Source organism: Pantoea sp. S-LA4, assembly GCF_054482835.1.
In genome coordinates this window covers 3690727-3717150 of sequence record NZ_JBTLRC010000002.1, presented here as the reverse complement: position 1 = coordinate 3717150, position 26424 = coordinate 3690727, and the positions used below count along the sequence as shown (strand labels likewise).

At 55.7% G+C, this 26424-nt stretch carries 28 protein-coding genes; 15 read left to right on the top strand and 13 right to left on the bottom strand.

Annotated elements, in window-relative coordinates; genetic code table 11:
- Positions 1-222: 222 nt before the first annotated feature.
- Both ACX3P5_RS18345 and tdh read left to right on the top strand, forming a co-directional pair.
- On the top strand, positions 223-1419 hold the full coding sequence (locus ACX3P5_RS18345; protein WP_262287840.1) for a glycine C-acetyltransferase: 1197 nt from the start codon (positions 223-225) through the stop codon (positions 1417-1419).
- A gap of 10 nt (positions 1420-1429) precedes the next feature.
- Positions 1430-2458 (top strand): L-threonine 3-dehydrogenase, encoded by a 1029-nt coding sequence (tdh, locus tag ACX3P5_RS18340; protein WP_233985926.1) that lies wholly within the window; start codon positions 1430-1432, stop codon positions 2456-2458.
- A gap of 30 nt (positions 2459-2488) precedes the next feature.
- On the opposite strand, the gene ACX3P5_RS18335 is transcribed toward tdh, so the two are convergent.
- The 4 genes from ACX3P5_RS18335 to envC form a co-directional block, all read right to left on the bottom strand.
- Positions 2489-3400, bottom strand: coding sequence for a glycosyltransferase family protein (locus tag ACX3P5_RS18335; RefSeq protein ID WP_336757240.1), 912 nt, complete (start codon positions 3398-3400; stop codon positions 2489-2491).
- A complete protein-coding gene (locus tag ACX3P5_RS18330) occupies positions 3393-4622 on the bottom strand; it encodes a glycosyltransferase (RefSeq protein ID WP_233985930.1) in 1230 nt (409 codons plus the stop codon). The genes ACX3P5_RS18335 and ACX3P5_RS18330 overlap by 8 nt, the downstream gene beginning before the upstream one ends.
- Before the next feature lie 103 nt (positions 4623-4725).
- Entirely contained in the window at positions 4726-5628 is a 903-nt protein-coding gene (locus tag ACX3P5_RS18325) for a divergent polysaccharide deacetylase family protein (RefSeq protein ID WP_233985931.1), read from the bottom strand.
- Between the two features lie 3 nt (positions 5629-5631).
- Positions 5632-6933: a murein hydrolase activator EnvC gene (gene envC, locus ACX3P5_RS18320; RefSeq protein ID WP_233985939.1), complete on the bottom strand. Its 1302-nt coding sequence runs from the start codon at positions 6931-6933 to the stop codon at positions 5632-5634.
- A 253-nt stretch (positions 6934-7186) separates the two neighbouring features.
- On the opposite strand from envC, the gene ACX3P5_RS18315 reads away from it, so the two are divergent.
- The 5 genes from ACX3P5_RS18315 to cysE all read left to right on the top strand — a co-directional run bounded on the left by ACX3P5_RS18315 (position 7187) and on the right by cysE (position 10307).
- Positions 7187-7618: a rhodanese-like domain-containing protein gene (locus tag ACX3P5_RS18315; RefSeq protein ID WP_233985949.1), complete on the top strand. Its 432-nt coding sequence runs from the start codon at positions 7187-7189 to the stop codon at positions 7616-7618.
- A gap of 19 nt (positions 7619-7637) precedes the next feature.
- Positions 7638-7892 carry a glutaredoxin 3 gene (grxC, locus tag ACX3P5_RS18310; protein ID WP_008926942.1) on the top strand — a complete coding sequence of 85 codons (255 nt, stop codon included), beginning with the start codon at positions 7638-7640 and terminating at the stop codon, positions 7890-7892.
- A 38-nt stretch (positions 7893-7930) separates the two neighbouring features.
- The gene (gene secB, locus ACX3P5_RS18305) at positions 7931-8401 is read left to right on the top strand and encodes a protein-export chaperone SecB (protein WP_031375597.1); all 471 of its coding nucleotides are present in this window, start codon (positions 7931-7933) and stop codon (positions 8399-8401) included.
- On the top strand, positions 8401-9417 hold the full coding sequence (gpsA, locus tag ACX3P5_RS18300; RefSeq protein WP_336757243.1) for an NAD(P)H-dependent glycerol-3-phosphate dehydrogenase: 1017 nt from the start codon (positions 8401-8403) through the stop codon (positions 9415-9417). Before secB ends, gpsA begins: the two co-directional genes overlap by 1 nt.
- A 68-nt stretch (positions 9418-9485) precedes the next feature.
- The gene (cysE, locus tag ACX3P5_RS18295; RefSeq protein WP_094119920.1) at positions 9486-10307 is read left to right on the top strand and encodes a serine O-acetyltransferase; all 822 of its coding nucleotides are present in this window, start codon (positions 9486-9488) and stop codon (positions 10305-10307) included.
- Here cysE and trmL read toward each other — a convergent pair.
- From trmL to cpxR, 3 genes are read right to left on the bottom strand one after another with little or no spacing between them, the layout of a single operon-like run.
- Positions 10304-10777: a tRNA (uridine(34)/cytosine(34)/5-carboxymethylaminomethyluridine(34)-2'-O)-methyltransferase TrmL gene (gene trmL / locus ACX3P5_RS18290; RefSeq protein ID WP_293001284.1), complete on the bottom strand. Its 474-nt coding sequence runs from the start codon at positions 10775-10777 to the stop codon at positions 10304-10306. The genes cysE and trmL overlap by 4 nt on opposite strands.
- Positions 10778-10812: 35 nt before the next feature.
- Positions 10813-12192 carry an envelope stress sensor histidine kinase CpxA gene (cpxA, locus tag ACX3P5_RS18285; protein WP_233985955.1) on the bottom strand — a complete coding sequence of 460 codons (1380 nt, stop codon included), beginning with the start codon at positions 12190-12192 and terminating at the stop codon, positions 10813-10815.
- Positions 12189-12887 carry an envelope stress response regulator transcription factor CpxR gene (gene cpxR / locus ACX3P5_RS18280; RefSeq protein ID WP_009088062.1) on the bottom strand — a complete coding sequence of 233 codons (699 nt, stop codon included), beginning with the start codon at positions 12885-12887 and terminating at the stop codon, positions 12189-12191. Before cpxR ends, cpxA begins: the two co-directional genes overlap by 4 nt.
- Before the next feature lie 148 nt (positions 12888-13035).
- On the opposite strand from cpxR, the gene cpxP reads away from it, so the two are divergent.
- The 6 genes from cpxP (at position 13036) to ACX3P5_RS18250 (ending at position 18513) form a co-directional block, all read left to right on the top strand.
- The gene (gene cpxP, locus ACX3P5_RS18275; RefSeq protein ID WP_233985962.1) at positions 13036-13545 is read left to right on the top strand and encodes a cell-envelope stress modulator CpxP; all 510 of its coding nucleotides are present in this window, start codon (positions 13036-13038) and stop codon (positions 13543-13545) included.
- A 452-nt stretch (positions 13546-13997) separates the two neighbouring features.
- The gene (locus ACX3P5_RS18270; RefSeq protein WP_031375603.1) at positions 13998-14153 is read left to right on the top strand and encodes a con-10 family general stress protein; all 156 of its coding nucleotides are present in this window, start codon (positions 13998-14000) and stop codon (positions 14151-14153) included.
- A gap of 234 nt (positions 14154-14387) precedes the next feature.
- On the top strand, positions 14388-15290 hold the full coding sequence (gene fieF, locus ACX3P5_RS18265) for a CDF family cation-efflux transporter FieF (protein WP_233985964.1): 903 nt from the start codon (positions 14388-14390) through the stop codon (positions 15288-15290).
- 208 nt (positions 15291-15498) lie between these two features.
- On the top strand, positions 15499-16461 hold the full coding sequence (gene pfkA / locus ACX3P5_RS18260) for a 6-phosphofructokinase (protein ID WP_046289520.1): 963 nt from the start codon (positions 15499-15501) through the stop codon (positions 16459-16461).
- A gap of 143 nt (positions 16462-16604) precedes the next feature.
- Positions 16605-17594, top strand: coding sequence for a sulfate ABC transporter substrate-binding protein (locus ACX3P5_RS18255; protein WP_233985967.1), 990 nt, complete (start codon positions 16605-16607; stop codon positions 17592-17594).
- A gap of 145 nt (positions 17595-17739) precedes the next feature.
- On the top strand, positions 17740-18513 hold the full coding sequence (locus ACX3P5_RS18250) for a CDP-diacylglycerol diphosphatase (RefSeq protein ID WP_233985969.1): 774 nt from the start codon (positions 17740-17742) through the stop codon (positions 18511-18513).
- 31 nt (positions 18514-18544) lie between these two features.
- Here ACX3P5_RS18250 and tpiA read toward each other — a convergent pair whose 3' ends face one another.
- Both tpiA and ACX3P5_RS18240 read right to left on the bottom strand, forming a co-directional pair.
- Positions 18545-19312 (bottom strand): triose-phosphate isomerase, encoded by a 768-nt coding sequence (tpiA, locus tag ACX3P5_RS18245; RefSeq protein ID WP_233985977.1) that lies wholly within the window; start codon positions 19310-19312, stop codon positions 18545-18547.
- 120 nt (positions 19313-19432) lie between these two features.
- The gene (locus ACX3P5_RS18240; RefSeq protein WP_233985980.1) at positions 19433-20023 is read right to left on the bottom strand and encodes a DUF1454 family protein; all 591 of its coding nucleotides are present in this window, start codon (positions 20021-20023) and stop codon (positions 19433-19435) included.
- Positions 20024-20122: 99 nt separating this feature from the next.
- Between ACX3P5_RS18240 and ACX3P5_RS18235 the strand changes: the two genes are divergently transcribed.
- Positions 20123-20557 carry a DUF805 domain-containing protein gene (locus ACX3P5_RS18235; protein ID WP_458969080.1) on the top strand — a complete coding sequence of 145 codons (435 nt, stop codon included), beginning with the start codon at positions 20123-20125 and terminating at the stop codon, positions 20555-20557.
- On the opposite strand, the gene fpr is transcribed toward ACX3P5_RS18235, so the two are convergent.
- Positions 20548-21294 carry a ferredoxin--NADP(+) reductase gene (gene fpr / locus ACX3P5_RS18230; RefSeq protein ID WP_094119930.1) on the bottom strand — a complete coding sequence of 249 codons (747 nt, stop codon included), beginning with the start codon at positions 21292-21294 and terminating at the stop codon, positions 20548-20550. The two genes, ACX3P5_RS18235 and fpr, sit on opposite strands and share 10 nt — an antisense overlap.
- 273 nt (positions 21295-21567) lie before the next feature.
- On the opposite strand from fpr, the gene emrD reads away from it, so the two are divergent.
- Positions 21568-22761, top strand: coding sequence for a multidrug efflux MFS transporter EmrD (gene emrD, locus ACX3P5_RS18225; protein ID WP_233985992.1), 1194 nt, complete (start codon positions 21568-21570; stop codon positions 22759-22761).
- Here the strand turns inward: emrD and glpX are convergent.
- The 3 genes from glpX to ACX3P5_RS18210 all read right to left on the bottom strand — a co-directional run bounded on the left by glpX (position 22751) and on the right by ACX3P5_RS18210 (position 26254).
- Positions 22751-23761: a class II fructose-bisphosphatase gene (gene glpX / locus ACX3P5_RS18220; RefSeq protein WP_233985995.1), complete on the bottom strand. Its 1011-nt coding sequence runs from the start codon at positions 23759-23761 to the stop codon at positions 22751-22753. The genes emrD and glpX overlap by 11 nt on opposite strands.
- A 96-nt stretch (positions 23762-23857) precedes the next feature.
- The gene (gene glpK, locus ACX3P5_RS18215) at positions 23858-25369 is read right to left on the bottom strand and encodes a glycerol kinase GlpK (protein ID WP_233985997.1); all 1512 of its coding nucleotides are present in this window, start codon (positions 25367-25369) and stop codon (positions 23858-23860) included.
- A 30-nt stretch (positions 25370-25399) separates the two neighbouring features.
- A complete protein-coding gene (locus ACX3P5_RS18210; protein WP_094119932.1) occupies positions 25400-26254 on the bottom strand; it encodes an MIP/aquaporin family protein in 855 nt (284 codons plus the stop codon).
- Positions 26255-26424 lie beyond the last annotated feature (170 nt).

The window sequence follows — 26424 nt, the reverse complement described above, 5'->3', positions numbered from 1 at the left end:
CTTCAACGTTGTGGGGTGAAACAGGAGGTTTCACACACGAATACTTCACATCATAACATTTCATCAGGGTGCAGACAGCCAGATGACTCTGTAACGATTTGTGCGGTATTCGCCAGGGCGTGAACTATGCTGCAAAAATGACATTCTGTTGGGCGATTTATCGTGGAGAGGCGGTCTGTTCAGTAAGATGTGCCAAATTTTTGCCATCTGAGGAGAGCAATAATGCCCGCGCAATTTTATCAACAACTTCGTCAGCAACTCGATACTGCACGTCAGGAAGGCCTGTTTAAACAGGAGCGGATTATCACCTCTGCCCAGCAGACGGAAATCGCGGTCGGCAGCGACCCGGCGGTGATTAACTTCTGCGCCAACAACTATCTGGGGTTAGCCAACCATCCCGCACTGATTCAGGCGGCGAAAGAGGGCATGGACTCGCACGGATTTGGCATGGCGTCAGTGCGCTTCATCTGCGGTACTCAGGATAGCCACAAGCTGCTGGAAAAGCGGCTGGCAGAATTTCTCGGGATGGAAGATGCCATCCTCTACTCCTCCTGCTTCGATGCCAATGGCGGCTTATTTGAAACCCTGCTGGATGCCCAGGACGCCATTATTTCTGATGCCCTGAACCACGCCTCGATCATTGACGGCGTCCGGCTCTGCAAAGCGCAGCGCTATCGCTACGCCAATAACGATATGACGCAGCTGCGTGCACGTCTGCAGGAGGCGCGTGCTAACGGTGCCCGCCATATTCTGATCGCGACCGATGGCGTGTTCTCAATGGATGGCGTGATTGCTAACCTGCGGGCAATCTGCGATCTGGCCGATGAATTTTCTGCGCTGGTAATGGTGGATGATTCACATGCGGTGGGCTTTGTCGGCAATGCCGGCCGCGGAACGCACGAATATTGCGAGGTGATGGGCCGTGTTGACATCATCACCGGCACGCTGGGCAAAGCGCTGGGCGGCGCATCCGGTGGCTACACCGCGGCGAAAGCGGAAGTGGTGGAGTGGCTGCGTCAGCGGTCGCGTCCTTATCTGTTTTCCAACTCGCTGGCACCGGCAATCGTTGCTGCGTCACTGCGGGTACTTGATCTGTTGAGTGAAGGCGACGGGCTGCGTCAGCGTCTGTGGGACAACGCCCGCTTCTTCCGTGAGCAGATGACCGCAGCCGGCTTTACGCTGGCCGGTGCCGACCACGCCATTATCCCGGTAATGCTGGGTGAAGCCAGCGTGGCGCAGGAGTTTGCCCGTCTGCTGCAACAGGAAGGCATCTACGTCACCGGCTTCTTCTATCCGGTGGTACCCAAAGGTCAGGCGCGCATCCGCACCCAGATTTCTGCGGCGCACAGCCAGCAGCAGCTGGAACGCGCAGTGGCGGCGTTTACCCGAATCGGCAAACAACTGGGCGTCATCGCCTGAGGAATCGACCATGAAAGCACTCGCCAAACTCAAACCAGAAGCGGGCATCTGGATGGTGACCGACGCGCCAGTTCCTGAGCCGGGCCATAACGACCTGCTGATAAAGATCCGCAAAACGGCTATCTGCGGCACCGACGTGCATATCTACAACTGGGATGACTGGTCGCGTAAAACCATTCCGGTGCCGATGATTGTGGGCCATGAGTATGTTGGTGAAGTGGTCGCGATCGGGCAGGAAGTTAAAGGCTTTACGGTGGGCGATCGGGTGTCAGGCGAAGGCCACATCACCTGTGGTCACTGCCGCAACTGCCGCGCCGGACGGACTCATCTGTGCCGCAATACCGTTGGCGTAGGCGTCAACCGTCAGGGCTGTTTTGCTGAATATCTGGTCATCCCGGCCTTCAACGCGTTCAAAATCCCTGGCAACATTTCCGATGAGCTGGCGGCGATTTTTGATCCGTTCGGCAATGCGGTGCATACCGCGCTGTCGTTTGATCTGGTGGGTGAAGATGTGCTGATCTCCGGTGCCGGCCCGATCGGCATTATGGCGGCGGCAGTCTGTCGTCACGTTGGCGCGCGCAATGTGGTGATTACCGACATCAATGAATACCGGCTGTCGCTGGCGCAAAAAATGGGCGTCACCCGGGCGGTCAACGTGGCGAAAGAGGATCTGCGTGAGGTGATGCAGTCGCTGGGGATGACCGAAGGATTTGATGTCGGGCTGGAGATGTCAGGCGCACCGCCTGCTTTCCGTACGCTGCTGGAGGTGATGAACCACGGCGGACGCATTGCGCTGCTGGGTATCCCGCCGGGCGAAATGGCCATCGACTGGAATCTGGTGATTTTTAAAGGGCTGTTTATTAAGGGGATCTACGGCCGTGAGATGTTTGAGACCTGGTATAAAATGGCGGCGCTGATTCAGTCCGGCCTCGATTTAACGCCGATTATCACCCATCGCTATGCGATTGATGATTTTCAGCAGGGCTTTGATGAGATGCGTTCCGGCCGTTCAGGAAAAGTGATCCTGAACTGGGATTAACAAAACGGCCGCCGTGGGGCGGCCGCGTTGCTATGCCTGCTTTTTCTCTTCATCGGTCAGGTAGCGCACCTTACGGGTGTAATCCTGACCTTTGAAGGTCAGCGGCTGGCGGGGATCGTCAAGATATTTCTGCCATTCCGACAGCGGAAAACCACCGTGCGCGCCGACCACTTCCGGCGGGATCACGGCTGACTGACCGCCCATCTTCTTCGAAACCGGCCAGTTGGCCCATTCACCCAGATTCACGGTGTTGAGATCCAGCATATCCAGCAACACCGCCAGCGGCAGCTGGTCAGTGGGCGGCTGGCTGTCATTCATTAAGTTCCAGGTGTCATTGAACAGGGTCAGCCACAGCGGTGAAATCCGTTGCCATACCGCGCGGGTTGCCGCCAGATAAGCGCCATTGACGTGGTCAACCAGGTAAGGACGGATGCTGGGCAGGTAGTAGGCCGGAATCGCTTCTTCAGGCGCACCTTCCAGTTTGGCAATCATTTTCCCCTGGCGGAAGCTGGAGTAGAGATGGCCTGGCTTCATGCGGATGTCAGGCATTTTCAGCAGGTTGAGGTCAGAATCGATCATCAGAATACCGTCGCCTCTGGCCTGCAGCGGCGCCTGCATTTTGATTAACCGGCTGCGATAGATCTGCTTATAGCGATAGCTTTCTTCGCGATGCGGGACATCCAGCGTGGCAATCCGGGTTTTCGCTGGCAGCTCGCCAAAGGCGGCGGCGGGCTGATCGCTGACGATCACAATCTCTTCCAGCTGGGTCGCAAAGCGCGCAGCAAACGTGGCGCTAAGTTTTGCTTCTTCGATGTAATCCGCGCCGGTGCAGGGAATCACCACTGAGGTGACCGTGACATCGCCCTGAACGCCCGCCTGATCGTAGGGCAGATTATGGCGCGCCCGGATATGGCGATAGCGAGGATTTAAAAAATTAAACATGGGGTTTTTCTCTGACGACGCTCTGGAGAATAGTCTCGACGCCGCTGACATAGGTTTCAATAGCGTATTGTTCACGCACGCGCTTGCCTGCCGCATTGATCAGTCGCTGACGTAAATCCGCATCCTGCCACAGGGCAGTGAGATGCTGGGTCAGTTGCACCACATTGCCGTAATCAAACAGCAACCCGGTTTCATCATGACTGATCAATTCGGCAGTGCCGACCACGCGCGAGCCGATCACGGCGGTGTTCACCAGCATCGCTTCCAGCACCACGCGGGGCAGGCCTTCGCTGCGCGACGCCAGGATAAAAGTATCGAAGGCGGTGAGATAATCCAGCGCGTTATTCTGGAACCCGGTAAACACCACATGATGCTGAATATTTTCCGCCGTCGCCAGCTGCAGCAGATGCTGGAGTTCGGGACCGGCGCCAACAAGGATCATTTTCCAGTCAGCGTCCGGATGGGCGCGTTTGAAACGTCCCAGCGCCTGCAGAATATGATGATTAGATTTACGTAATATCAGCGATCCAATCGAGCCAAACACAAAGGTGTTGGGAGACAGTTTAAAGCGCTGACGCACGTCAAGGCGGTCGGGCAGCGGCTGATGAATATCGATGGCGTTGCTGACGGTAAAACAGCGAGCCGCATTGACGCCGTGCTTGCGTAACGTAGCGTTCACGCCCTCCGAGACCGCAATCACCGCCTGACAATCCTGATTTACCATGCTGACCAGGCGCGGCTCCAGCAGCGGATCGATACGGCAGTGCTGCACCACGGCAACATTCAGACCCCGTGCCGCCAGATAGCCTTCAACGTTGGTGCTGGGCTGGTTGTTCATGTAGAGAATGTCGTAATTACCCAGCTGTAGCAGCGAATTGATTTTGCTGGCGTTGGGGATGACGCGCCAGCGCTCATCAACCAGGTCGATAGCGCGCTTCTTGAGTTTTTTATTAAAAAACAGCAGGGCACGCATCACTTCTTTGACGACTTTGGCCCAGCGCGGTTGTTTGATCTGTGGAATGAAAAAGACCGGGATATCCAGAGCCAGCAACGCGGACTCAATGGTTTCGTCGTTGCCACGACTGTAGTTGTGGTAGAAGCAGCAGGTGATATCGAATTTCTGACGATCAATACGCTTCAGCAGCTCAAGCATGCTGTTGGTACCGCCGCCCCATTCTCTGCCGTTATCCAGCAGCAGAATTTTTTGTTTATTAATCGTCATCCGTCTCAATATTCCACACAGCAGCTCATGGCCCGACCCGGGATTATAGTAATTTCTGCATAGAATTGAACGCTAAGCTGCAGACTTAGCATTCATCGCAAATTCAGAACAGACTTTTTATCCGCGTAAACAGCGGGCTTTGGGCCACGCTTTCGCTCACTACGTTCAGTGCCCGGGTCGCCGGAACCGGCGTCAGCGGCTGCGTTGGCTTACAGAGTCCTGGCGGCTGGAAGCGCGGTGTGGCCGGCTTTTGCGGCGTAACTGGCGTACGGGACCCGCGATGCAACGGCTCGTTCAGCAACTGACTGGGCCGGACTAACGTAATCTCCGCTGGCAGCGTCGGTAACATCTGTTGCAGCACGCGTACCGTATTGGGATGCGGATGACCAATCGCGATGGCGTAGCCATCACGCTGCGCCAGTTTCACCGCGCGGCTGAACTGCTGGCGAATGGCGTTGATATCCTGGCTGTCATCCAGAAAAACTCTGCGTTTCAGCACTTTGACCTGTGTTCCCTGCGCGGCTGGCACAGCCTGACTGTTGGCAATCGTCATGCTATCGAGGAAGTAGAGATTGTAGTGATTAAGCGCCTGCATCACTTTCTGCATCCCAGGCAGGCTGGAGGTCATTCTGCTGCCCATGTGGTTATTGAGGCCCACCGCATAAGGCACGTTGTTGACCGCATTGCGCATGATGCGCGCCACCTCTTCGCTGCTCATCTCCGGCGTTAAGGTATCTTTCTCCAGCGGTTGCTTGCTGAGCGGTGCCATCGGCAGATGAATCAGCACTTCGTGCCCCATCTGATGCGCTTTGCTGGCCATCTCATGCGCGTGCGGCGCATTGGGCAGCACGGCAACTGAAATCGCCTGCGGCATCTGCAGAACCTTATTTTCTTCGGCAGGACGATAGCCGACATCATCAATCACAATGGCGAGTTTGCCCGCGTGGGCAGCGTAGCTGAGCAGCAGGCCGCTCAGCAGTACGGAGATTTTTCGAAGTTGCAGCAAAACTTATTTTCCTAACCACGGCAGTGGGTTGACGGCCTGGCCCTGACGTCGGATTTCAAAATAGAGCGATGGGGTGCCACGGCCACCGCTGGTACCGACCAGCGCGATCGGCTGACCGGCTTTCACCTGCGCGCCTACCGTGACCAGCGCACTCTGGTTATAGCCATACAGGCTCATATCGCCTTTACCGTGCTCCAGTACTACCACCAGGCCATAGCCCTGCAGCCAGTCGGCCATCAGCACGCGACCGTCGGCAATGGCTTTCACCTCGGTGCCTTCCTGCGCATCAATCACCAGCCCTTTCCAGCGCAGTTCACCCTGTAACTGTTCACCAAAGCGATGTTCGATACGCCCGCGTACCGGCCACAAGGCCTGACCGCCGGCGCGACCTAAGCCGCCTGTCCGGGCTACCAGTTCACGTTCACTTTGGGTCGGCTGATAACGCGAGCCTTTGGCTTTCGCCTGCGCCTGACGCTGACGGACTTTTTCCGCCTCACGCGCTTCGCGGGCGGCACGTTCACGCGCCTCGCGTTCTGCCCGGGCGATTTTGTCCTGCAGGCGGGTTTCGTTCTGGCGCATCTCCACCAGATCGGCCTGATCTTTTTCCAGTGCGCTTTCCAGAGAGGTCAGGGTTTTCTTACGTGCTGCGCTCGCCTGTTGCAGTTTCTGCTGCTGGCTTTGCTGTTGGGCCAGCAGGCTCTTCTGCTGCTGCTGTTTCTGTTCCAGCGAGGCGCGCTGCTGATTCAAATTCTGCCGCGTCTGCTGTAGTGCCTCAATGCTTTGCTGGCGCGCGGCATTCAGGTAACCAAAATAGGCCAGAATGCGCTCGCTGCGCTGGCTCTCTTCGCCACCCAGCAGCAGTTGCAGGCCATTATGCTGACCCTGGCGAAACGCAGCATCGAGCTGCTGCGAAAGCAGCTTTTCCTGCTGTGTCTGCTGTTTTTCAAGCCGGGCAATCGAGGCGGCGAGCTGGGTGATTTCATTATTCAGGGCCGTCAGGCTATTGCGGGTTTCACGCAGCTGACGACTGGCCTGAGCGATAATTTTTTCCTGGCTCTGCAACTGATCCAGCAGCTTGCTGCGCTGCAGCTTTTGCGCTTTGACGCTTTTTTCTTTTTCGGCGATGTTTTGCTGAATAGACTGCAGCTGAGATTTGCTGTCATCTGCACTCTGCGCAGCGGCTGGCAATAACAGTGCGCCCGCACAAAGCAGGCTAAGGGAGAGGCTGGACAGATGTGTGGACAACGGCAGGTTATGGCCGTTGCGACGGGTCCTTGTGTGCGAAACGGTTGTTTTTCCCTTCATAGGCCAATGATTATTCCACGATGAACCGCCGCTTACCAGCAAACCGCACCGGCATTTGCTTTTCCAGTTATGTCCGGTTTCCTCAGGACATCGCCTAAGCGTTACGCCATTTTTGCGCTTTCGCCAGATTTTTTTGGAAAATGACACTCAAATTGCCACTCTCGCCGCTTAGCATCTGTACATGAGAGGTGGCGCAGGTATACTCAGAACCCTTGTTTTAGCTTATTAGCCCGGTCTGGAGTCGTTACCCCTCATGCAAGAAATTATGCAGTTTGCAAGCAATCACCCCATCCTCAGTCTGGCGTGGGTCGCTTTACTCGTTCTGGTGATTGTGACTACCGTTAAAGGAATGTTCTCTAAGGTAAAAACCATCAGCCGCGGTGAAGCAACCCGCCTGATTAACAAAGAGGACGCGGTAGTTGTAGACGTGCGTTCGCGCGACGATTTTCGCAGAGGGCATATCTCTGGTGCGCTGAATGTGGCAGCCGCAGAGATTAAAAAAGGCAACTTAGGCGAACTGGAAAAACATAAAGCGCAGCCCATTATTGTGGTGTGTGCAACCGGACAAAGCGCAGCCGATCCTGCTGCCCATCTGAGTGCAGCTGGCTTCACTCAGGTTTCGGTGCTGAAAGACGGCATCAGCGGCTGGAGCGGTGAAAATCTGCCGTTAATTCGCGGTAAATAATCTTACTGAGGTGCTAATCATGGCAAATGTTGAGATGTACACCAAAGCAACCTGTCCTTACTGCCACCGGGCGAAGGCGCTGTTGACGCAAAAAGGCGTTTCGTTCCAGGAGATCCCCATCGATGGAGACATGGCGAAACGTGAAGAGATGATCAAGCGCAGCGGCCGCACGACCGTGCCTCAGATTTTCATTGATGCGCAGCACATTGGCGGCTGCGACGACTTATTCGCACTCGATAATCGCGAAGGTTTAGATCCCTTACTGCAGGCGTAAGTTTACGCCGGATATTCTCACTTATAGGACCTGGTCACATGTCAGAACACAACACTAACGAAATGCAATTCCAGATTCAGCGCGTCTACACCAAAGATATCTCGTTTGAAGCGCCTAACGCGCCGCAGGTTTTCCAGAAAGAGTGGGAGCCGGACGTAAAACTGGATCTGGATACTGCATCTTCTCAACTGGCTGACGAAGTCTATGAAGTCGTGCTGCGTGTGACTGTAACCGCGACCGTGGGTGAAGAGACGGCTTTCCTGTGTGAAGTTCAGCAGGCCGGTATTTTCACCATCAGCGGTATCGAAGGCACGCAGATGGCACATTGCCTGGGCGCTTACTGCCCGAACATTCTGTTCCCGTATGCACGCGAATGCATTACCAGCCTGGTTTCTCGTGGTACTTTCCCGCAGCTGAACCTGGCGCCGGTTAACTTTGATGCGCTGTTCATGAACTACCTGCAGCAGCAGCAAGGTGAAGAAGGCGCTGAACCACATCAGGATGCCTGATGACTACTCACGCTTCGATTAGCGTCATCGGTGCCGGCTCGTACGGCACCGCTTTGGCGATTACCCTGGCCCGCAACGGCCATCCGGTGCTGCTGTGGGGGCATAACCCGGCCCATCTGGCGCAACTTCAGTCTGACCGTTGTAACACCGCTTTCCTGCCCGACGTGCCGTTCCCCGACAATCTCTCCCTTGAACCTGACCTGGCAAAAGCCATTGCGGCCAGCCGCGATCTGTTGATTGTGGTGCCGAGTCACGTCTTTGGTGATGTGCTGCAACAGATTAAGCCGGAATTACGTGCAGACTCGCGCATTGTCTGGGCCACCAAAGGGCTGGAAAAAGAGACCGGACGCCTGCTGCAGGATGTGGCACGAGAGATCGTTGGCGAGTCGATTCCGCTGGCGGTGATCTCCGGCCCGACCTTCGCGAAAGAGCTGGCGGCAGGTTTGCCTACCGCGATTGCACTGGCGGCTACCGATGCGCAGTTTGCTGACGATCTGCAGCAGAAGCTGCACTGTGGCAAAAGTTTCCGCGTCTACAATAACCCTGACTTTATCGGCGTACAGCTGGGTGGAGCAGTGAAAAACGTCATTGCCATCGGGGCCGGTATTTCGGATGGCATCGGATTTGGCGCCAATGCGCGTACCGCATTAATCACCCGCGGACTGGCGGAGATGAGTCGCTTAGGCGCTGCGCTGGGTGCCGATCCCACCACCTTTATGGGCATGGCGGGTCTGGGCGATCTGGTGCTGACCTGTACCGATAATCAGTCACGTAACCGTCGTTTTGGCATGATGCTGGGACAAGGCGAGGATGTAGATAGCGCACAACGCATTATCGGACAAGTTGTAGAAGGCTACCGAAACACTAAAGAAGTCAAAGCATTAGCTGCGCGGATTGGCGTGGAAATGCCCATTACCGAGCAGATTTATCAGGTGCTGTATTGCGAAAAACCGGCGCGGGATGCAGCATTAAGCCTGCTGGGGCGGACAAGGAAGGACGAAAACAGCAATAGCTAAAGCAGGAAGCGTAGCGTCATCACCTGTAGCGCCCATTCAGGCGCTTTTTTTATCGGGAGAAAACAGCAATGTCGTCTGATGAGTTAGAACTGGTCTGGAATAATATTAAAGCTGAAGCGCGAGCCCTAGCTGATTGTGAGCCGATGCTGGCCAGCTTTTACCACGCGACATTGCTTAAGCATGAGAATCTCGGTAGTGCGTTGAGTTATATGCTGGCTAACAAGCTGGCTAACCCGATTATGCCGGCTATCGCCATCCGGGAAATTATTGAAGAGGCCTATCGTCAGGACCCTTCAATGATCCTCTCCGCGGCCTGTGATATTCAGGCGGTACGTCAGCGCGATCCGGCGGTAGATAAATATTCAACGCCGCTGCTCTATCTCAAAGGCTTCCATGCCCTGCAGGCGTACCGTATCGGTCACTGGTTGTGGAACGAGGGACGTCGGGCGCTGGCGGTCTATCTGCAGAATGAAATTTCTGTCTCGTTTGCGGTCGATATTCATCCCGCGGCGAACATCGGTCACGGCATTATGCTCGACCATGCGACCGGTATCGTCATTGGTGAAACGGCCGTGGTAGAGAATGATGTCTCGATCCTGCAGTCGGTAACGCTCGGCGGGACCGGCAAAACCAGCGGCGATCGCCACCCAAAAATCCGCGAAGGGGTGATGATTGGTGCCGGCGCTAAAATTCTCGGCAACATTGAAGTCGGACGCGGCGCGAAAATCGGCGCCGGTTCGGTGGTATTGCAGCCTGTGCCACCGCACACCACTGCCGCCGGCGTGCCTGCGCGTATCGTTGGCAAGCCAGGCAGTGATAAGCCATCTATGGACATGGATCAGCACTTTAATGGCAGCCTGGCGGGCTTTCAGTTTGGCGACGGCATCTAATCTTTAAGCAGTGCGCCAGCGTAATCCAGCTGGCGCCACGCCTCATACACCACCACCGAGACCGCATTCGACAGGTTCATGCTGCGGCTTTCGGCCTGCATCGGTATACGAATCTTCTGCTGCGCCGGCAAGGCCTGCAAAATCTCAGCCGGTAGCCCGCGGCTTTCCGGACCAAACAGTAAATAATCCCCGGCCTGATACTGCACTGCGCTGTGCGCAGGCGTGCCTTTGGTGGTCAGCGCAAACAGACGTGCAGGCGACTCTGCCGTCAGAAATGCCTGATAGTCAGCATGAAATTTGATCGCGGTAAATTCGTGGTAATCCAGACCCGCGCGACGTAAGCGCTTATCATCCCAGGCAAACCCGAGCGGCTCAATCAGGTGTAGCTGAAAGCCGGTATTGGCACACAGACGAATGATATTGCCGGTATTCGGCGGGATTTCAGGTTCAAACAACACAATGTTAAGCATAAGGCCCCCGATAACGAGGGCCGAAGCATAGCAAATTATTGTCGCCCGGAGGAGTAGAGCGGTAGCCAGATCGTCAGCCGCAGACCGCCAAGCGGGCTGTCGTCGGCTTTGACCCAGCCGCGGTGTTGTTGCACGGCGGTTTCGACAATCGCCAGCCCCAGGCCGGTGCCGCCAGACTCACGATCGCGCGCTTCATCGGTACGGTAGAACGGCCGGAAAATCTGCTCGCGATCTTCCGGGCTGACGCCAGGACCATCGTCATCGACATGCACCGTAATGCCGGAGATATCGACGGAGAAGCTGACGCTGATGTGGCTGTGCGAATAGCGCAGCGCGTTGCGTACGATATTCTCCAGCGCGCTCTCCAGTGCGTGCGGGTTGCCATACAGCGGCCACGGACCGGGTGGATAAGGGATGTCCATCTTCTTGCCCATCTGCTCGGCTTCGAAGCGGGCATCTTCCAGTACCCCGTTCCACAGTTGATTCGCCTTCATCGCCTCACTGACCAGCGCATTCTTATGCTGGGTGCGTGACAGCACCAGCAGATCGTTGATCATGCCATCCAGGCGCTGGGCTTCCATCTCGATGCGCTCCAGCTCTTTGCCTTCACCCTGACGACGACGCAGCAGCGCTGTCGCCAGCTGCAGGCGGGTGAGCGGGGTTCGCAGCTCATGGCTGATGTCTGACAGCAGGCGTTGCTGACCGGTCATCATCCGCTCCAGCGCACTCACCATCTGGTTAAAGCTGGAACCGGCTGCCAGAAACTCTTGCGGGCCCGATTCCAGTTCCGGATGCTGACGCAGGTTACCGCTGGCCACTTCATCGGCGGCGTACTTCAGCTTACGTGCCGGACGCGCCAGGCTCCACGCCAGCCACAGCAGCAGCGGTGAGCTGATCAGCATCGTCACGATAAGCAGTAATAAGGGACGGTCAAACAGCAGGTTGACGAAATCGAGCTGGGAACTGTTGGCGGGACGGATCATATAGAGCTGATAATTATCTTCGCCATCCCGGACGGCAAACGGCCCGACCAGTTCAACCCGACCATATTTCTTCTTCTGCGGATGATCCGCATTATCGGACTGGCCGATAAAGTTGCGGATAACCTGCATTTCATTATGTTGTGCGCCGATCACCCGGCCTTCACTGGTGACTAACAACAGCCGCTGACCCGGCGGTGCCCACTTTTCGACGGCACGAAATAAGCGGCGCCACCACATCAGATCGTTAGGGGGATCCTGTGACAGCTCTGCTTCAACGTGCTGCTCGATCATCGTACCCTGCCGCTGTTCACTTTCCAGCAGCGAGGTCATCTGTCGTGAATCGAGTTTGGGCACCATCAACACCAGCATCAGCACCAGCGCCAGGGTTAACCAGAAGATGGCAAAAATGCGGGTGGTCAGACTGCCAATCATGATGCCGAGACCATCAGGTAACCCCGTCCACGTAAGGTTTTGAACCACGGATGACCATCACGACGTTCAGGCAGTTTACGGCGCAGGTTAGAGATGTGCATATCAATTGCCCGGTCAAATGGCGTCAGGCGTTTACCGAGCACTTCCTGACTCAGATGTTCACGCGACACCACCTGACCCAGATGCTGCGCCAGCAGATAGAGCAGAGTAAATTCGGTGCCGGTGAGATCCAGCGTCACATCATCGAAGCTGGCTTCCTGGCGACCCGGATTAAGGCGCAGGCAATCGACCTCCAGCGTGGGTGAACTGTTGTCATGCTGTTGCTGCTGCTCACTCCAGTTAGAGCGGCGCAGAATGGCACGGATACGGGCTACCAGTTCGCGATCGTTAAACGGCTTAGGCAGATAGTCATCGGCACCGAGTTCGAGGCCCAGCACGCGATCCAGCTCGCTGCCGCGTGCAGTCAGCATGATGACCGGTGTCTGATGTTGCTGTCGCAGCTCTTTCAGGGTGTCGATACCGTTTTTCTTCGGCATCATGACATCCAGTAAAAGCAGGTCAATTGAGTTATCGAGCAGGTTCAGCGCTTGTTCACCGTCGCTGGCTACCACCACTTCAAACCCTTCCATTTCTAACAGTTCTTTTAAAAGCGAAGTTAATTCGCGGTCATCATCTACCAACAGGATTTTATTCATTTTTGTAGCCCTCCGCAGGCAAAATAGCGTGTTCCAGGCGCACCCATCCATCGCTTTACGTAGTTTTACACCCCCTGACGGATGTTTGCAGCTATCGCCGTACACTGGCTCTCGTTGAATCGCAAAACGGAACGAACTGGAGTAAACGATGCGCACATTAACCGCCGTCGTCCTTGCCTCAGCGATGGCTCTCAGTCTCGCCAGCGCAGGTGCAAAAGATACGACGACGATTGACGAGATGCATCACGGCGGATTGCCGACAGGCAGTATGACGCAAAATCCGCAAAGCCACATGTTCGAGGGCATCGAGTTGACCGAACAGCAGCGTCAACAGATGCGTGACCTGATGCAACAGGCCCGACACGAACGTCCGGCGGTCCGTCTTGATGATATCGCCGCTCTGCATGAGTTAGTGACTGCAGACACCTTTAACGAAACGGCCATCCGCGAGAAGGCGGAAAGCATCGCCAGAGTTCAGGTTGAACAACAGGTCGAGATGGCACGTATACAGAATCAAATGTTTCATCTGCTCACGCCAGCCCAGCAGGCGACGTTGCAGAAGAATTACCAGCAGCGACTCAATGAGTTGCGACACTTATCGAATTTGCAGTCAGCATCATCGCTGCAAGCAGTGAGTAGTACCAGCAGTAACCAGTAACATAGTATCCCTGTTTTCCTTGCCATAGACACCATCCCTGTCTTCCCCCGCATGATGCGGGGGTTTTTTTTATCTTTTTTTTGGTTTTTTTGTTTTGACAGTAATCATCACTCCGCAATAAAACCGTCATTTCGTTAACGCTTATTATTCCTTTATCTCCCACCATCACCGTTTCTGCGCTTTTAAGCGTGGCGACTGCGGTTAAGCGCAGCGACAGGGGAAATCGTAACGTCAGACAGGATAAGAGATTGAAAATTAAATGAATATCGAATCATCCTGCCTGATTCATTCCGCTTTTCAACAGGATACGTTTCCCGCGTTGCGCTTGTCGGATCAGGACCAACTCCTACACTTAGTTCTGTCACAACAGGGATGTTAAGTGTCTTCGCGAAGTCTCAGGGAGCAACAACCACATTATGTCGTCCTGAATGAATCAATCAATGGAGTAAGTTATGGCAGAGCATCGTGGTGGTTCAGGTAATTTCGCAGAAAATCCGCAAAAAGCGTCTGAAGCTGGTAAGAAAGGCGGTCAGAACAGCGGCGGCGGAAATTTCAAAAACGATCGTGAAAAAGCATCAGAAGCTGGGAAAAAAGGCGGCAAAAAGTAATTGCCGGTTTTTTCTGTGACGTGGCCAGGCGTGGATGTTGAGCTGGTCCTGATGTGTTAAGCACTTTGCCCCGTCCTCCTGCTGAGGCCGGGGCTTGTTTTTATCTTCGTGTTCTCCCCGACCGCCATTCCTCTCTTTGATCACAATTAAGCGGTCTTCTGACAGCAGTGTTAAACTTTAGCCATTCTTTGATTTGGGTGCGCATCACTCCTGATGCTGCATACGGAACCTGGCATGCAACCCTCTTATGGCCGACTGGTAAAACGTGCTGCTCTGGCTGCCACTATTCTTGCGTCTGTCCTGTTAATCGTGAAGATTTTCGCCTGGTGGTATACCGGTTCAGTGAGTTTACTGGCTGCACTGGTCGACTCACTGGTTGATATCGCTGCTTCGCTGACCAACCTGCTGGTGGTGCGATATGCGCTTCAGCCGGCGGATGAGGACCACACTTTTGGTCACGGCAAAGCGGAGTCGCTGGCGGCGCTGGCGCAAAGCATGTTTATCTCCGGCTCAGCGCTGTTTCTGTTTCTCACCGGCCTGCAACATCTTGCTTCGCCCAACGTCTTGCGCGCGCCGGGCGTGGGGATTGTGGTTACCGTGGTGGCGCTGGCTTCGACCCTGATACTGGTCGCATTTCAACGCTGGGTGGTGCGCAAAACCCGCAGTCAGGCGATACGGGCAGATATGCTGCACTATCAGTCCGATGTCATCATGAACGGGGCTATCCTGGTGGCGCTGGTACTGAGCGGGTATGGTTTTGCCCGCGCAGATGCGCTGTTTGCGCTGGGCATCGGAGTCTTCATTCTGTATAGCGCGCTGCGTATGGGGTATGAGGCGGTGCAGGCGCTGCTGGATCGCGCGCTACCGGAAGCGGAACAGCAGCAGATTCTGACGCTCGCGACGCAGTGGCCGCAGGTGCAGGGCGTACACGATTTGCGCACCCGCCAGTCCGGACCCACCAAATTTATCCAGCTGCATCTTGAGCTGGAGGATCAGCTGCCGCTGGTACAGGCGCATCGCATCGCCGACCAGGTTGAGAAAGCGCTACGCAAAGAATTTCCCGGTTCGGACGTAATTATCCATCAGGATCCCTGTTCTGTGGTACCGTTCGAGAGAGAAGATTCTTTAGGTTTTTAACCTAAATGAATCAAACTGATACGAAAGGCATGACGTAACGCTAACATTGCTGCAAAAAATAGTGAAAAGTTGTCTGACCTGAATCAATTCAGCAGCAAGCCTTTGATATACTATCTGCCATCACGTGTCGCGCTAATCGCAGGAATGGTGTTCAGCAGCGATCGACAGGCAGGATTAACCCTTAGTTTTGAACAATCCAGAGGTTGTCATGATCAAAAAAATTGGTGTATTGACCAGCGGCGGTGACGCCCCAGGCATGAACGCAGCTATTCGCGGAGTGGTACGTTCCGCGCTGAGTGAAGGACTGGAAGTTTTTGGGATCTATGACGGTTACCTGGGTTTGTATGAAGATCGCATGATCAACCTCGATCGCTATAGTGTCTCCGACATGATCAATCGCGGCGGCACTTTCCTGGGTTCTGCACGCTTCCCTGAATTTCGTAATGAAGACGTTCGCCAGGTCGCGATTGAAAACATGAAAAAGCGCGGCATCGATGCGCTGGTGGTGATTGGCGGTGATGGTTCTTACATGGGTGCCAAACGCCTGACCGAGATGGGCTTCCCGTGCATCGGTTTACCTGGCACCATTGATAACGACGTCGCCGGTACCGATTACACCATCGGCTATTTCACTGCGCTGGAAACGGTGGTTGAGGCGATTGACCGCCTGCGTGACACTTCGTCATCGCATCAGCGTATTTCGATTGTTGAAGTGATGGGTCGCTATTGCGGTGACCTGACGCTGGCGGCGGCGATTGCGGGCGGTTGCGAATTTATCGTGCTGCCGGAAATTCCTTACACCCGCGAAGAGCTGGTGGCGGAAATTAAAGCCGGCATCGCCAAAGGCAAAAAGCACGCCATCGTGGCAATTACTGAACATATCTGTGATATCGACGATCTGGCGCGTTTTATTGAAACCGAAACCAAACGCGAAACCCGCTCAACCGTGCTGGGCCACATTCAGCGTGGTGGCGCGCCTTGTGCCTATGACCGCATCCTGGCGTCACGCATGGGCGCCTACTCAATTGAGCTGCTGATGCAGGGTTACGGCGGCCGTTGCGTCGGCATCCAGAATGAGAAGATGGTGCATCACGACATCATCGATGCGATTGAAAATATGAAGCGTCCATTCAAACGCGACTGGCTCGATACCGCTAAACAGCTTTACTGATCCCGATTCCGGGCGTGCTATCTGGCACGCCCGCTCTGCCTGCCTCTATATTCCGCACGGTTATAACAGCTTATTTTTAATTCTTTTAGCTCTGTAATGGTTTATGTCACGCTTAGCCCATAACGACATTGGGAGAGTGCGTAATGAACAAGTGGAGTATCGGAATCACCCTGTTGCTGGCCTCAACCAGCGTACTGGCGAAAGACATTCAGTTATTAAACGTTTCCTACGATCCGACACGTGAGTTGTATGAGCAATACAACAAAGCGTTCAGTGCGCACTATAAGCAGGAAACCGGCGATAACGTCGTGATCCGTCAGTCTCATGGCGGTTCCGGTAAGCAGGCAACCTCTGTCATCAACGGCATTCGTGCTGATGTGGTTACGCTGGCGTTGCAGTCCGATGTGGATGCGATTGCCGAGCGCGGCCGTATCGACAAAAACTGGCTTCAGCGCCTGCCCGAGAACTCCGCACCTTACACCTCGACCATCGTCTTCCTGGTACGCAAAGGCAATCCTAAAGGAATCCATGACTGGAGCGATCTGGTCAAGCCTGGCGTATCGGTAATTACGCCGAACCCGAAAACCTCCGGTGGCGCACGCTGGAACTATCTGGCAGCCTGGGGCTGGGCGCTGGATCACAATAACGGCGATCAGGCTAAAGCACTGGCCTACGTTCGGGCGCTGTTTAAAAACGTAGAAGTACAGGATTCCGGCGCACGTGGTGCCACCAATACCTTTGTTGAGCGCGGCATCGGTGATGTGCTGATCGCCTGGGAAAACGAAGCGTATCTGGCGGTCAATAAGCTGGGTAAAGACAAGTTCGAGATTGTGACCCCAAGCGAATCCATTCTGGCTGAGCCAACCGTGTCGGTGGTCGACAAAGTGGTGGATGAGAAGGGGACGCGTAAGGTGGCGGATGCCTACCTGAAATATCTCTACTCGCCAGAAGGCCAGACCATCGCCGCGCAGAACTACTATCGTCCACGTGACGCTGAAGTGGCGAAAAAATTCGCCAGCACCTTTGCGCCAGTGAAGCTGTTTACCATTCAGGATAAATTTGGCGGCTGGACGCAGGCGCAAAAAGCGCACTTTGCCGACGGCGGCAGCTACGACCAGGTAATGAAACCCTGATCTCTTCGGCCAGCGCCTCCCGCGCTGGCCGTTTCTCTCATCTCCCGCTCATCTTCATGACATACCTCACTCCGACAATTCTCCGTGACATTCGCTTATCGCCAGGCGAGGATGCAGGCTGCTGAACCACACAGAGATTGTTGTTATGCAGTCAGGACATCGTGCAGTCGGTCTGATTACGTTTCTGCTGGTACTGGTGATTGGAGGTATGCTGATTGCCGCTCTTCATTTCAAAAAGAACGCTGATGCGCTGTGGCAAATTGTCAGCGAGAAATGCCTTCCCAATCAGCAGAGTCGTGGTGAACCGGCGCCCTGCCAGCGGGTCGATCTGCAGCATCGCTACGCCACGCTGAAAGATATTCACGGTCCGCTGCAATATCTGCTGATCCCGATCGATAAAATCAGCGGCATGGAAAGCCCACAGTTAATTAATGCCGCCACGCCCAACTATTTCGCCTTCGCCTGGCATGAGCGCCAGCTACTGGCGCAACGACGCGGCTCGCCGATTGACGATCGGGTGCTGTCACTGGCGATCAACGCGCAGTATGGTCGCACTCAGAACCAGCTCCATATTCACCTCTCCTGTTTACGGCCGGATGTGCGCCAGCAGCTTGATCAGCTGACACCACGACTGAATGCTGAGTGGCAGGCGGCGACGCTGCGGAACCATCGTTACTGGTTGCGTGCGCTGACGCCAGCAGAGCTGACACAGCAAAGTGTTTTTATCCGGCTGGCGGATGAGGTGCCACAGGCGCGAACGGCGATGGGGAAATATGGTCTGGCGATGGCGAGTTTGCCCGATGGGCGGCTGGTGCTGATGGCGATTGAGCGTAACTGGCTATTGCTGAACCGCGGTTCGGCGGAAGAGGTACAGGATCACGACTGCCAGTTAATCCCGCCAATAAAAAAGGCGGCTTAATCAGCCGCCCTCAGGATGGATGCGTTAACGCTTAGGCATTTTTTGCCGCAGCGGCTGCTTTAACAATCACGGCAAACGCATCGGCTTTCAGTGACGCACCGCCAACCAGCGCGCCATCAATGTCGGGCTGGGTGAACAGCTCAGCGGCATTTTTGTCGTTAACCGAACCGCCGTACTGAATGATGACCTGTTCAGCGATCGCTGCATCTTTCTTCGCGATGTGATCACGAATAAATTTGTGCACTGCCTGCGCCTGCGCAGGCGTCGCTGATTTGCCGGTACCGATAGCCCAGACAGGCTCATACGCGATAACCGCATCTTTAAACGCTTCGGCGCCCTGCGTTTCCAGCACGGCATCCAGCTGACGTGCGCAAACTTCTTCGGTTTGACCCGCTTCGTTTTCCGCTTCGGTTTCGCCAATGCACAGCACCGGTACCAGACCCACAGACTTCAGCACTGCGTATTTCTTCGCAATAAATTCGTCGCTTTCTTTGTGGTAGGTGCGGCGTTCGGAGTGACCGATGATGATGTATTTCGCACCGATATCTTTCAGCATCTCCGCAGAAACTTCACCGGTAAAGGCGCCAGACAGGTTAACGTCTACGTTCTGCGCACCCAGTGCGATGTGGCTACCAGAGATGGCATGTTTCGCCTGCTCGAGATAGAGGGCTGGCGGTGCAATGGCGACGCCACACCCATCAACGCCGGAGAGTGCTTTGCGCAGACCGTCGATCAGTTCGGCTGTCATCTGCTTGCTGCCATTCAACTTCCAGTTACCCATAACCAGTGGATGTCGCATTCTATCCTCCGCATAACGCGATACATGAAAAATCGCTGCCAGCCGGCAGCGTTGTCTGCCAGACAGTATAGAGATCAAATGTGGCGATGGCTTTGCTTTTCGTCATTTTTGCCCACATCATCAGGGGGTCGCGAGCGCCAGTTTGACCGGCTCAATGGCAAAGGTTAAGCCCTTATCGCCGTTGTCAGCCACCACAAAACGCAATGCGCCTTCGACGTGTGCATAGTAGGGCGTTCCCTTACCCTCTTTCAGCAATCCATCCAGCTTTTTACGTCCCTCTTCAGCGCCTAATCCCGGCACGAAGAAACGCAGCGAGGCGGTCATATAAGCCAGCGCTTTCTCCTGTGATGCGCTCTGATCCGGACCCGGCAACGGCAGCCAGGTAATCTGCAACGTTTTGATTTTGCCGGTTCCCGGCTCCAGCGCCGTAGAGGCATACAGGGTTTCATTAATTTTGCTGGCGGCGCGCGTCAGATTGCTTTTATCACCCCGATTATCGATGGCGCGATACTCCTGCAGCGGCAGCGCCGGGTTAGCCAGATTATACTTTTCGCGAAACTGGCCGATAGTCATATCAAAGGTAGGCGCGCCCGCCAGCAGATAGGGTGCCGCGGGCAGTGCATCGGCACGATCCTGCGGTTGCGGATCGGCGGCAAATGCCGGAACCGTCAGCGCAAGCGATAACAGCAATGCGCCAGGCAAATTCTTCATTTTGTCGACCCTAACCAGTAAACTCAGGCCCAAATTAGAACGGTTTTTATCCGCGAGGTCAAAAGCGCGGCGGCTTTAATTTCTCCGGGATGATAATGCATGACGTTACAACAATGGTGTTTTTCTTATCGGGGCCGGCTGGGGCGACGTGATTTCTGGATCTGGCAGGCTGTGTGGCTGCTGGCCACCACCTTATTATTCGTTCTGGCAGGTAACGACTGGCTCGATACGCAGATGGCTGCGTTTGGCGTGGTTTGCCTGCTGTGGCCTGCCAGCGCGGCGCTGGTGAAGCGCCTGCACGATCGTAACCGTCGCGGCTACTGGGGATTTTTACTCATCGCCGCCTGGCTGCTGGTGGCGGGAAACTGGAGCATGTTAGAGGGCATCCTGCCGTGGCTGGTGGGACGCGCCATTCCGTTTGTGATACTGGCGGGATTACTGCTCGATCTCGGCGTGTTTCGCGGCACCCCCGGCGATAACCGGTTTGGTGCCGCGGCGCTGCCCGTGCGTTACTGGCAGGCGGCTCACCAGTAATGTTCGCTGGTGATATGGCCCGGCTTACGCTTCAGGTGTTTACGCATCTCGCGCGTCTCTTTGAGTAGTTGCTGGGTATCGCGTACCATCTGCGGGTTGCCGCACAGCATCACATGGCTGCTGTCGGCATCCAGCGATAATCCCACTGCGCGTTCCAGCTCGCCGTTTTCAATCAGCGCAGGCACCCGACCGGTGAGCGAACCGGCGATCTGTTCGCGGCTGACCACCGTCTGAATATGCAGCTTGTCGTGATAAGTCTGTTGTAACTGCTGCATCAGCGGTAAAAAACTCAGGTCGGCCGCGTAACGTGCCGCATGAACCAGCACGATATTTTCAAACCTGTCCAGCCCTTCGCCCTGCTGTAGCATTGACAGATAGGGACCGATAGCGGTGCCGGTCGCCAGCATCCACAAGGTCTGGCAGTCCGGTACTTCATCCAGCACAAAGAACCCCGCCGCCTCTTTGGTGACCATCACCTGATCGCCCGGCCGCAGCGCGTGCAGATGTGGGCTGAGCTTGCCTTCCGGTACCGTGACCAGATAGAACTCCAGCAGGTCATCTTTTGGCGCATTAACGTAGGAGTAAGCGCGCTGCACACGTTCGCCGTCGATTTCTAACGCCAGCTTGGCAAACTGCCCGGCGATAAAGGGATCAACGGGCGCCTGAACCCGAAGGCTGAACAGCGCATCCGTCCAGTTTTTCACTTCCTTCACTTCAGCATTGACCCACTCGGCCATAATCACTCCCTGGTTGTTGATTATTCAGGCAGATGGCTATTTTCGCGACTGCGCCGCGAGATTGCTACCCTGCCTCCGGACAAAGGCTCTAATCGACAAACTGTTGCGTTACCTTTACAAGCTGGCGCATAAACTTGACGGGCGCAAGTCCGGCCCTTTTCGGCATCCTCTCGCTTTGTCATTTAATCCTGATATTTTTCCCGCCATAACGAAGTATCCAGCCGGTTAACGGCTGTTTTAACCCCTTTTCTCAGACCGAAATGTTACTCAATCATGAAGAATAAACTGGAAAACCGCCCTTTGCTGGTGATGTTGATTGTGCTGGTGGCGGTGGGACAGATGGCGCAGACCATCTATGTCCCGGCGATGGCCGCGATGGCTGACGCACTTCACGTACGTGATGGTGCGCTGCAGCGAGTGATGGCAGCCTATTTAATGACCTATGGCGGATCGCAGCTGATCTACGGTCCGCTGTCAGACAGCGTCGGACGCCGGCCGGTGATCCTGGCGGGCATGATGATCTTTATGATCGGCGCGATCACCGCGTTGATGGCGACGTCGCTTGATATGCTGGTGCTCGGCAGCGCGGTGCAGGGACTGGGAACCGGCGTTGCGGGCGTGATGGCCCGTACTATGCCGCGCGATCTCTACGAGGGACACGCGCTGCGCCGCGCCAACAGCCTGCTCAATATGGGGATTCTGGTCAGCCCGCTGCTGGCTCCGGTGATTGGCGCACTGCTGACTCAGCTGTTTGGCTGGCATGCCTGCTTCGCCTTCCTGCTGCTGCTCTGTCTGGCCGTAACCGGCTCGATGGCACGCTGGCTGCCGGAAACCCGACCCTACAGTGCCGAAGTGACGCCGTTCTTTAAACGCTATGTTCGCTTGCTCAGTGACGTCAATTTTGTCCGCTACATTGTGTTGCTGATTGGCGCGCTGGCGGGCATTGCGGTGTTTGAATCGAGCTGTGGCGTGTTGCTGGGCGGCGTGCTCGGCCTGAACAGCCTGACCGTCAGCATTCTGTTTATCCTGCCCATTCCGGCGGCGTTTTTTGGCGCCTGGTTTGCTGGCCGCGAGCAGGGCTCCTGGCATAGCCTGATGTGGTGGGGCGTGAATAGCTGCCTGCTGGCAGGCGTGCTGATGTGGATCCCGGCCTGGTTCGGCGTAATGAATATCTGGACGCTGCTGGTGCCGGCTGCGCTGTTCTTCTTTGGCGCGGGGATGCTGTTTCCACTGGCGACGTCGGGCGCAATGGAACCCTACGCCTGGCTGGCGGGTAGCGCGGGCGCGCTGATTGGCGGGATGCAGAACCTGGGATCGGGCCTGGTGGCGTGGCTGTCAGCCATGATGCCGCAGCGCGATCAGTTCAGCCTCGGCATGCTGATGTTCTTCACGGCGCTGGTGATGCTGCTGTGCTGGTTGCCGCTCTCACGTCAGCCGGAGCGCGGCAACCAGCCGGTTACAGGATAAACGGATGCAGCGCCGGATCTTTACGGTCGAGGTAGTGAATCGACTGGATACGGCGAATGGTGCGCGACTTACCGCGAATCAGCAGGGTTTCACTGGTGGCGATATTGCCCTGACGGGTGATGCCCTTTAGCAGGTCGCCACTGGTAATGCCGGTGGCGGCAAACACCACATTGTCATTGCGCGCCATCTCATCCAGCGCCAGCACTTTACCCGCTTCAATGCCCATCTCCGCGCAGCGCTGCAGCTCCTGCTCGCCGAGCCGCCGGTTCTCTGCGCTGTCGCCTTTAACCTGATGGCGCGGCAGTAAGCGGCCCTGCATATCGCCGTCCAGCGCGCGGATCACCGCCGCTGACACCACGCCTTCCGGTGCGCCGCCGATGCCGTACATCACATCCACTTCGCTGTCCGGCATACAGGTCAGAATAGAGGCCGCCACGTCGCCATCAGGGAAGGTAAAGACCCGTACGCCAAGCTGCTGCAGCCCGGCGATCACGGCGTCATGGCGCGGCTTCGCCAGAATCGACACGGTTAACTGCGCCAGCGGTTTGTTCATCGCGACGGCGATATTGCGCAGGTTGGTTTCCAGCGGCAGGTCGAGATCGATCTTTCCGCGCGCTGCCGGACCGACAATCAGCTTTTCCATGTACATGTCGGGCGCATGGAGAAAGCTGCCTTTGTCGCCGACGGCCATCACCGCCAGGGCGTTCGCCTGACCGAGGGCCGTCATGCGGGTGCCTTCAATCGGATCGACCGCGATATCGACCGCATCGCCGCGCCCGGTGCCGACTTTCTCACCGATATAGAGCATCGGCGCTTCATCGATTTCGCCTTCACCGATCACAATCTGACCGTCAATTTCAATCGAGTTGAGTACGTGTCGCATGGCATGGACAGCGGCACCGTCGGCCGCATTTTTGTCGCCGCGTCCTAACCAGTGATAGCCTGCCAGGGCGGCAGCTTCGGTTACGCGGGAAAATTCAATCGCAAGTTCTCGTTTCATGGCATCTACCTGACAAAAAACAGGCAGGCAGTGTAACACAGCGGGGCAGCAGGGCGGGGAAAAGGCCCGCGACAGCAACGGTCGCGGGCTTTGATCTTACTCTTGATCTTCCCACGCCTGGGCGCGGGCAACGGCTTTCTTCCAGCCAGCATAACGGAAGTTACGCTCGGTGGTTTCCAGGCTTGGGCGGAACTCACGCTCGATAACCGCTTTCGAGCGGACTTCATCCAGATCCTGCCAGAAGCCGACCGCCAGACCCGCCAGATAAGCAGAACCCAGCGCGGTGACTTCACGCACTTCCGGACGCTCAACACGGGTGCCGAGGATGTCAGACTGGAACTGCATCAGGAAGTTGTTGGAAACCGCGCCACCATCGACACGCAGCGCCTGCAGGCGGGTGTTGGCATCATTCTGCATCGCTTCCAGCACGTCACGGGTCTGATAAGCGATAGACTCCAGCGTCGCACGGATGATGTGGTTAGCGTTGGCACCACGGGTCAGGCCGAAAATCGCACCACGGGCATACGGGTCCCAGTAAGGTGCGCCCAGGCCGGTGAAAGCAGGCACCATGTAAACGCCGTTGGTGTCTTTCACTTTCATCGCGAAGTATTCAGAGTCAGCAGCTTCACTGATCAGCTTCATCTCATCGCGCAGCCACTGAATAGAGGCACCACCGATAAACACAGCCCCTTCCAGTGCATAGTTCACTTCACCGCGCGGGCCACAGGCAATAGTGGTCAGCAGGCCGTGCGTTGAGGTCACCGCTTCAGTACCGGTGTTCATCAGCATAAAGCAGCCGGTGCCGTAGGTATTTTTCGCCATGCCAGGCTGTACACAGAGCTGGCCATACAGCGCAGCCTGCTGGTCACCGGCAATCCCGGCGATAGGAATACGTGTACCGCCTTTACCGCCGATGTTGGTCTGACCATAGACTTCAGAAGAGGACTTCACTTCTGGCAGCATTTCACGCGGGATATCCAGGATATCCAGCATACGCTGATCCCACTCCAGCTTATGAATGTTAAACATCATAGTACGGGAGGCGTTGGTGTAGTCGGTGATATGCACCCGGCCCTGGGTCATTTTCCAGACCAGCCAGGTATCGACGGTACCGAACAGCAGCTCGCCACGTTTCGCACGCTCACGCGAGCCTTCAACGTGATCCAGAATCCACTTCACTTTGGTTCCGGAGAAATAAGGGTTAATCACCAGACCGGTAGTGTGCTGGATATACTCTTCCAGACCCTCTTTCTTCAGTTTGTGGCAGTAATCAGCGGTACGCGGGTCCTGCCAGACGATGGCGTTGTAAATTGGCTTACCGGTCTCTTTTTCCCAGACGATAGCGGTTTCGCGCTGGTTGGTGATACCGATTGCCGCGATCTCATCAGAGCGGATGTCGGCATGTGCCAGCACTTCAACCAGCGTTGAGCTTTGTGAAGCCCAGATATCCATTGGATCATGTTCAACCCAGCCCGCTTTCGGGTAGATCTGGGTAAATTCGCGCTGCGATACCGCGACGATATTGGAGTCGTGGTCAAGAACGACGGCGCGTGAGCTGGTTGTGCCCTGATCGAGCGCGACAATATATTTTTTATCGGTGGTAGTCATAAATTCAGTCCTGATGATAAAAGGTGAAACTTACGCTTTACGCTGCTGAGCGCGCGCAACCGGTTTTTCTGCTGGAACGCTGGCCGGTTCCTGAGCGGTACCTGGCAGGTAACGGGCAATCAGTACGCGATAACCGACTGCACCCAGGCAGGCGCCAACCAGCGGGCCAAAAATCGGCACGAGGAAGTAAGGAATGTCACGACCGCCGGTAAAGGCAACGTTACCCCAGCCTGCCAGCCATGCGAAGATCTTTGGTCCGAAATCACGTGCCGGGTTCAGGGCGAAGCCGGTCAGTGGACCCATCGCGCCACCGATAATCGCCACCAGCAGGCCGATCAGCAGCGGTGCCAGCGGACCGCGTGGAATGCCGTTGCCGTCATCCGTCAGGCCCATGATGACCGCCATTAATACCGCGGTGATCACCATCTCAACCAGGAAAGCCTGGCCCACGCCGATGTGCGGGTTAGGGTAGGTAGAGAAGATGCCTGCCAGGTCGAGGCTTTCAACCGTACCGCGCACCATCTGATGGCTCTGCTCGTAGTCGATAAACAGGCTGTAGTAGAGACCGTACACCAGCGCCGCAGCACAGAAAGCGCCAGCCACCTGTGACACGATATAAGGTACGACCTTACGTCCTTCAAAATTGGCAAACAGGCACAGCGCAACGGTGATTGCCGGATTCAGATGCGCACCTGAAATGCCGGCGGTAAGGTAGGCAGCCATGGAAACACCCAGGCCCCAGATAATACAGATTTCCCACTGACCGAAGGCGGCACCGGCGAGTTTCAGTGCAGCCACACAGCCTGCACCAAAGAAAATGATCAAGCCGGTCCCCAGAAATTCGGCAATACACTGACCTTTGAGCGTGTTAGTTGTCTGACTCATAATATTGTTCCTGAAGCGAGGTTAAATTTTATCAGTTTTTGTTCTCAGTCCATGAGTCACCCAGCTTTATTGTAGGGCTGTTGTGAATTTATCGTTAACGAACATAAACGAGAAATAGCGAAATCGTTTTTTGTGTACTGTGTCATAAAAATGCGCGTTTTCGCGTGTTT

Coding starts and splice junctions, on each gene's coding strand:
- ACX3P5_RS18345 (WP_262287840.1), top strand. CDS start 223: ATGCCCGCGCAATTTTATCAACAACTTCGTCAGCAACTCGATACTGCA.
- tdh (WP_233985926.1), top strand. CDS start 1,430: ATGAAAGCACTCGCCAAACTCAAACCAGAAGCGGGCATCTGGATGGTG.
- ACX3P5_RS18335 (WP_336757240.1), bottom strand. CDS start 3,400: ATGTTTAATTTTTTAAATCCTCGCTATCGCCATATCCGGGCGCGCCAT.
- ACX3P5_RS18330 (WP_233985930.1), bottom strand. CDS start 4,622: ATGACGATTAATAAACAAAAAATTCTGCTGCTGGATAACGGCAGAGAA.
- envC (WP_233985939.1), bottom strand. CDS start 6,933: ATGAAGGGAAAAACAACCGTTTCGCACACAAGGACCCGTCGCAACGGC.
- ACX3P5_RS18315 (WP_233985949.1), top strand. CDS start 7,187: ATGCAAGAAATTATGCAGTTTGCAAGCAATCACCCCATCCTCAGTCTG.
- grxC (WP_008926942.1), top strand. CDS start 7,638: ATGGCAAATGTTGAGATGTACACCAAAGCAACCTGTCCTTACTGCCAC.
- secB (WP_031375597.1), top strand. CDS start 7,931: ATGTCAGAACACAACACTAACGAAATGCAATTCCAGATTCAGCGCGTC.
- gpsA (WP_336757243.1), top strand. CDS start 8,401: ATGACTACTCACGCTTCGATTAGCGTCATCGGTGCCGGCTCGTACGGC.
- cysE (WP_094119920.1), top strand. CDS start 9,486: ATGTCGTCTGATGAGTTAGAACTGGTCTGGAATAATATTAAAGCTGAA.
- trmL (WP_293001284.1), bottom strand. CDS start 10,777: ATGCTTAACATTGTGTTGTTTGAACCTGAAATCCCGCCGAATACCGGC.
- cpxA (WP_233985955.1), bottom strand. CDS start 12,192: ATGATTGGCAGTCTGACCACCCGCATTTTTGCCATCTTCTGGTTAACC.
- cpxR (WP_009088062.1), bottom strand. CDS start 12,887: ATGAATAAAATCCTGTTGGTAGATGATGACCGCGAATTAACTTCGCTT.
- cpxP (WP_233985962.1), top strand. CDS start 13,036: ATGCGCACATTAACCGCCGTCGTCCTTGCCTCAGCGATGGCTCTCAGT.
- ACX3P5_RS18270 (WP_031375603.1), top strand. CDS start 13,998: ATGGCAGAGCATCGTGGTGGTTCAGGTAATTTCGCAGAAAATCCGCAA.
- fieF (WP_233985964.1), top strand. CDS start 14,388: ATGCAACCCTCTTATGGCCGACTGGTAAAACGTGCTGCTCTGGCTGCC.
- pfkA (WP_046289520.1), top strand. CDS start 15,499: ATGATCAAAAAAATTGGTGTATTGACCAGCGGCGGTGACGCCCCAGGC.
- ACX3P5_RS18255 (WP_233985967.1), top strand. CDS start 16,605: ATGAACAAGTGGAGTATCGGAATCACCCTGTTGCTGGCCTCAACCAGC.
- ACX3P5_RS18250 (WP_233985969.1), top strand. CDS start 17,740: ATGCAGTCAGGACATCGTGCAGTCGGTCTGATTACGTTTCTGCTGGTA.
- tpiA (WP_233985977.1), bottom strand. CDS start 19,312: ATGCGACATCCACTGGTTATGGGTAACTGGAAGTTGAATGGCAGCAAG.
- ACX3P5_RS18240 (WP_233985980.1), bottom strand. CDS start 20,023: ATGAAGAATTTGCCTGGCGCATTGCTGTTATCGCTTGCGCTGACGGTT.
- ACX3P5_RS18235 (WP_458969080.1), top strand. CDS start 20,123: ATGACGTTACAACAATGGTGTTTTTCTTATCGGGGCCGGCTGGGGCGA.
- fpr (WP_094119930.1), bottom strand. CDS start 21,294: ATGGCCGAGTGGGTCAATGCTGAAGTGAAGGAAGTGAAAAACTGGACG.
- emrD (WP_233985992.1), top strand. CDS start 21,568: ATGAAGAATAAACTGGAAAACCGCCCTTTGCTGGTGATGTTGATTGTG.
- glpX (WP_233985995.1), bottom strand. CDS start 23,761: ATGAAACGAGAACTTGCGATTGAATTTTCCCGCGTAACCGAAGCTGCC.
- glpK (WP_233985997.1), bottom strand. CDS start 25,369: ATGACTACCACCGATAAAAAATATATTGTCGCGCTCGATCAGGGCACA.
- ACX3P5_RS18210 (WP_094119932.1), bottom strand. CDS start 26,254: ATGAGTCAGACAACTAACACGCTCAAAGGTCAGTGTATTGCCGAATTT.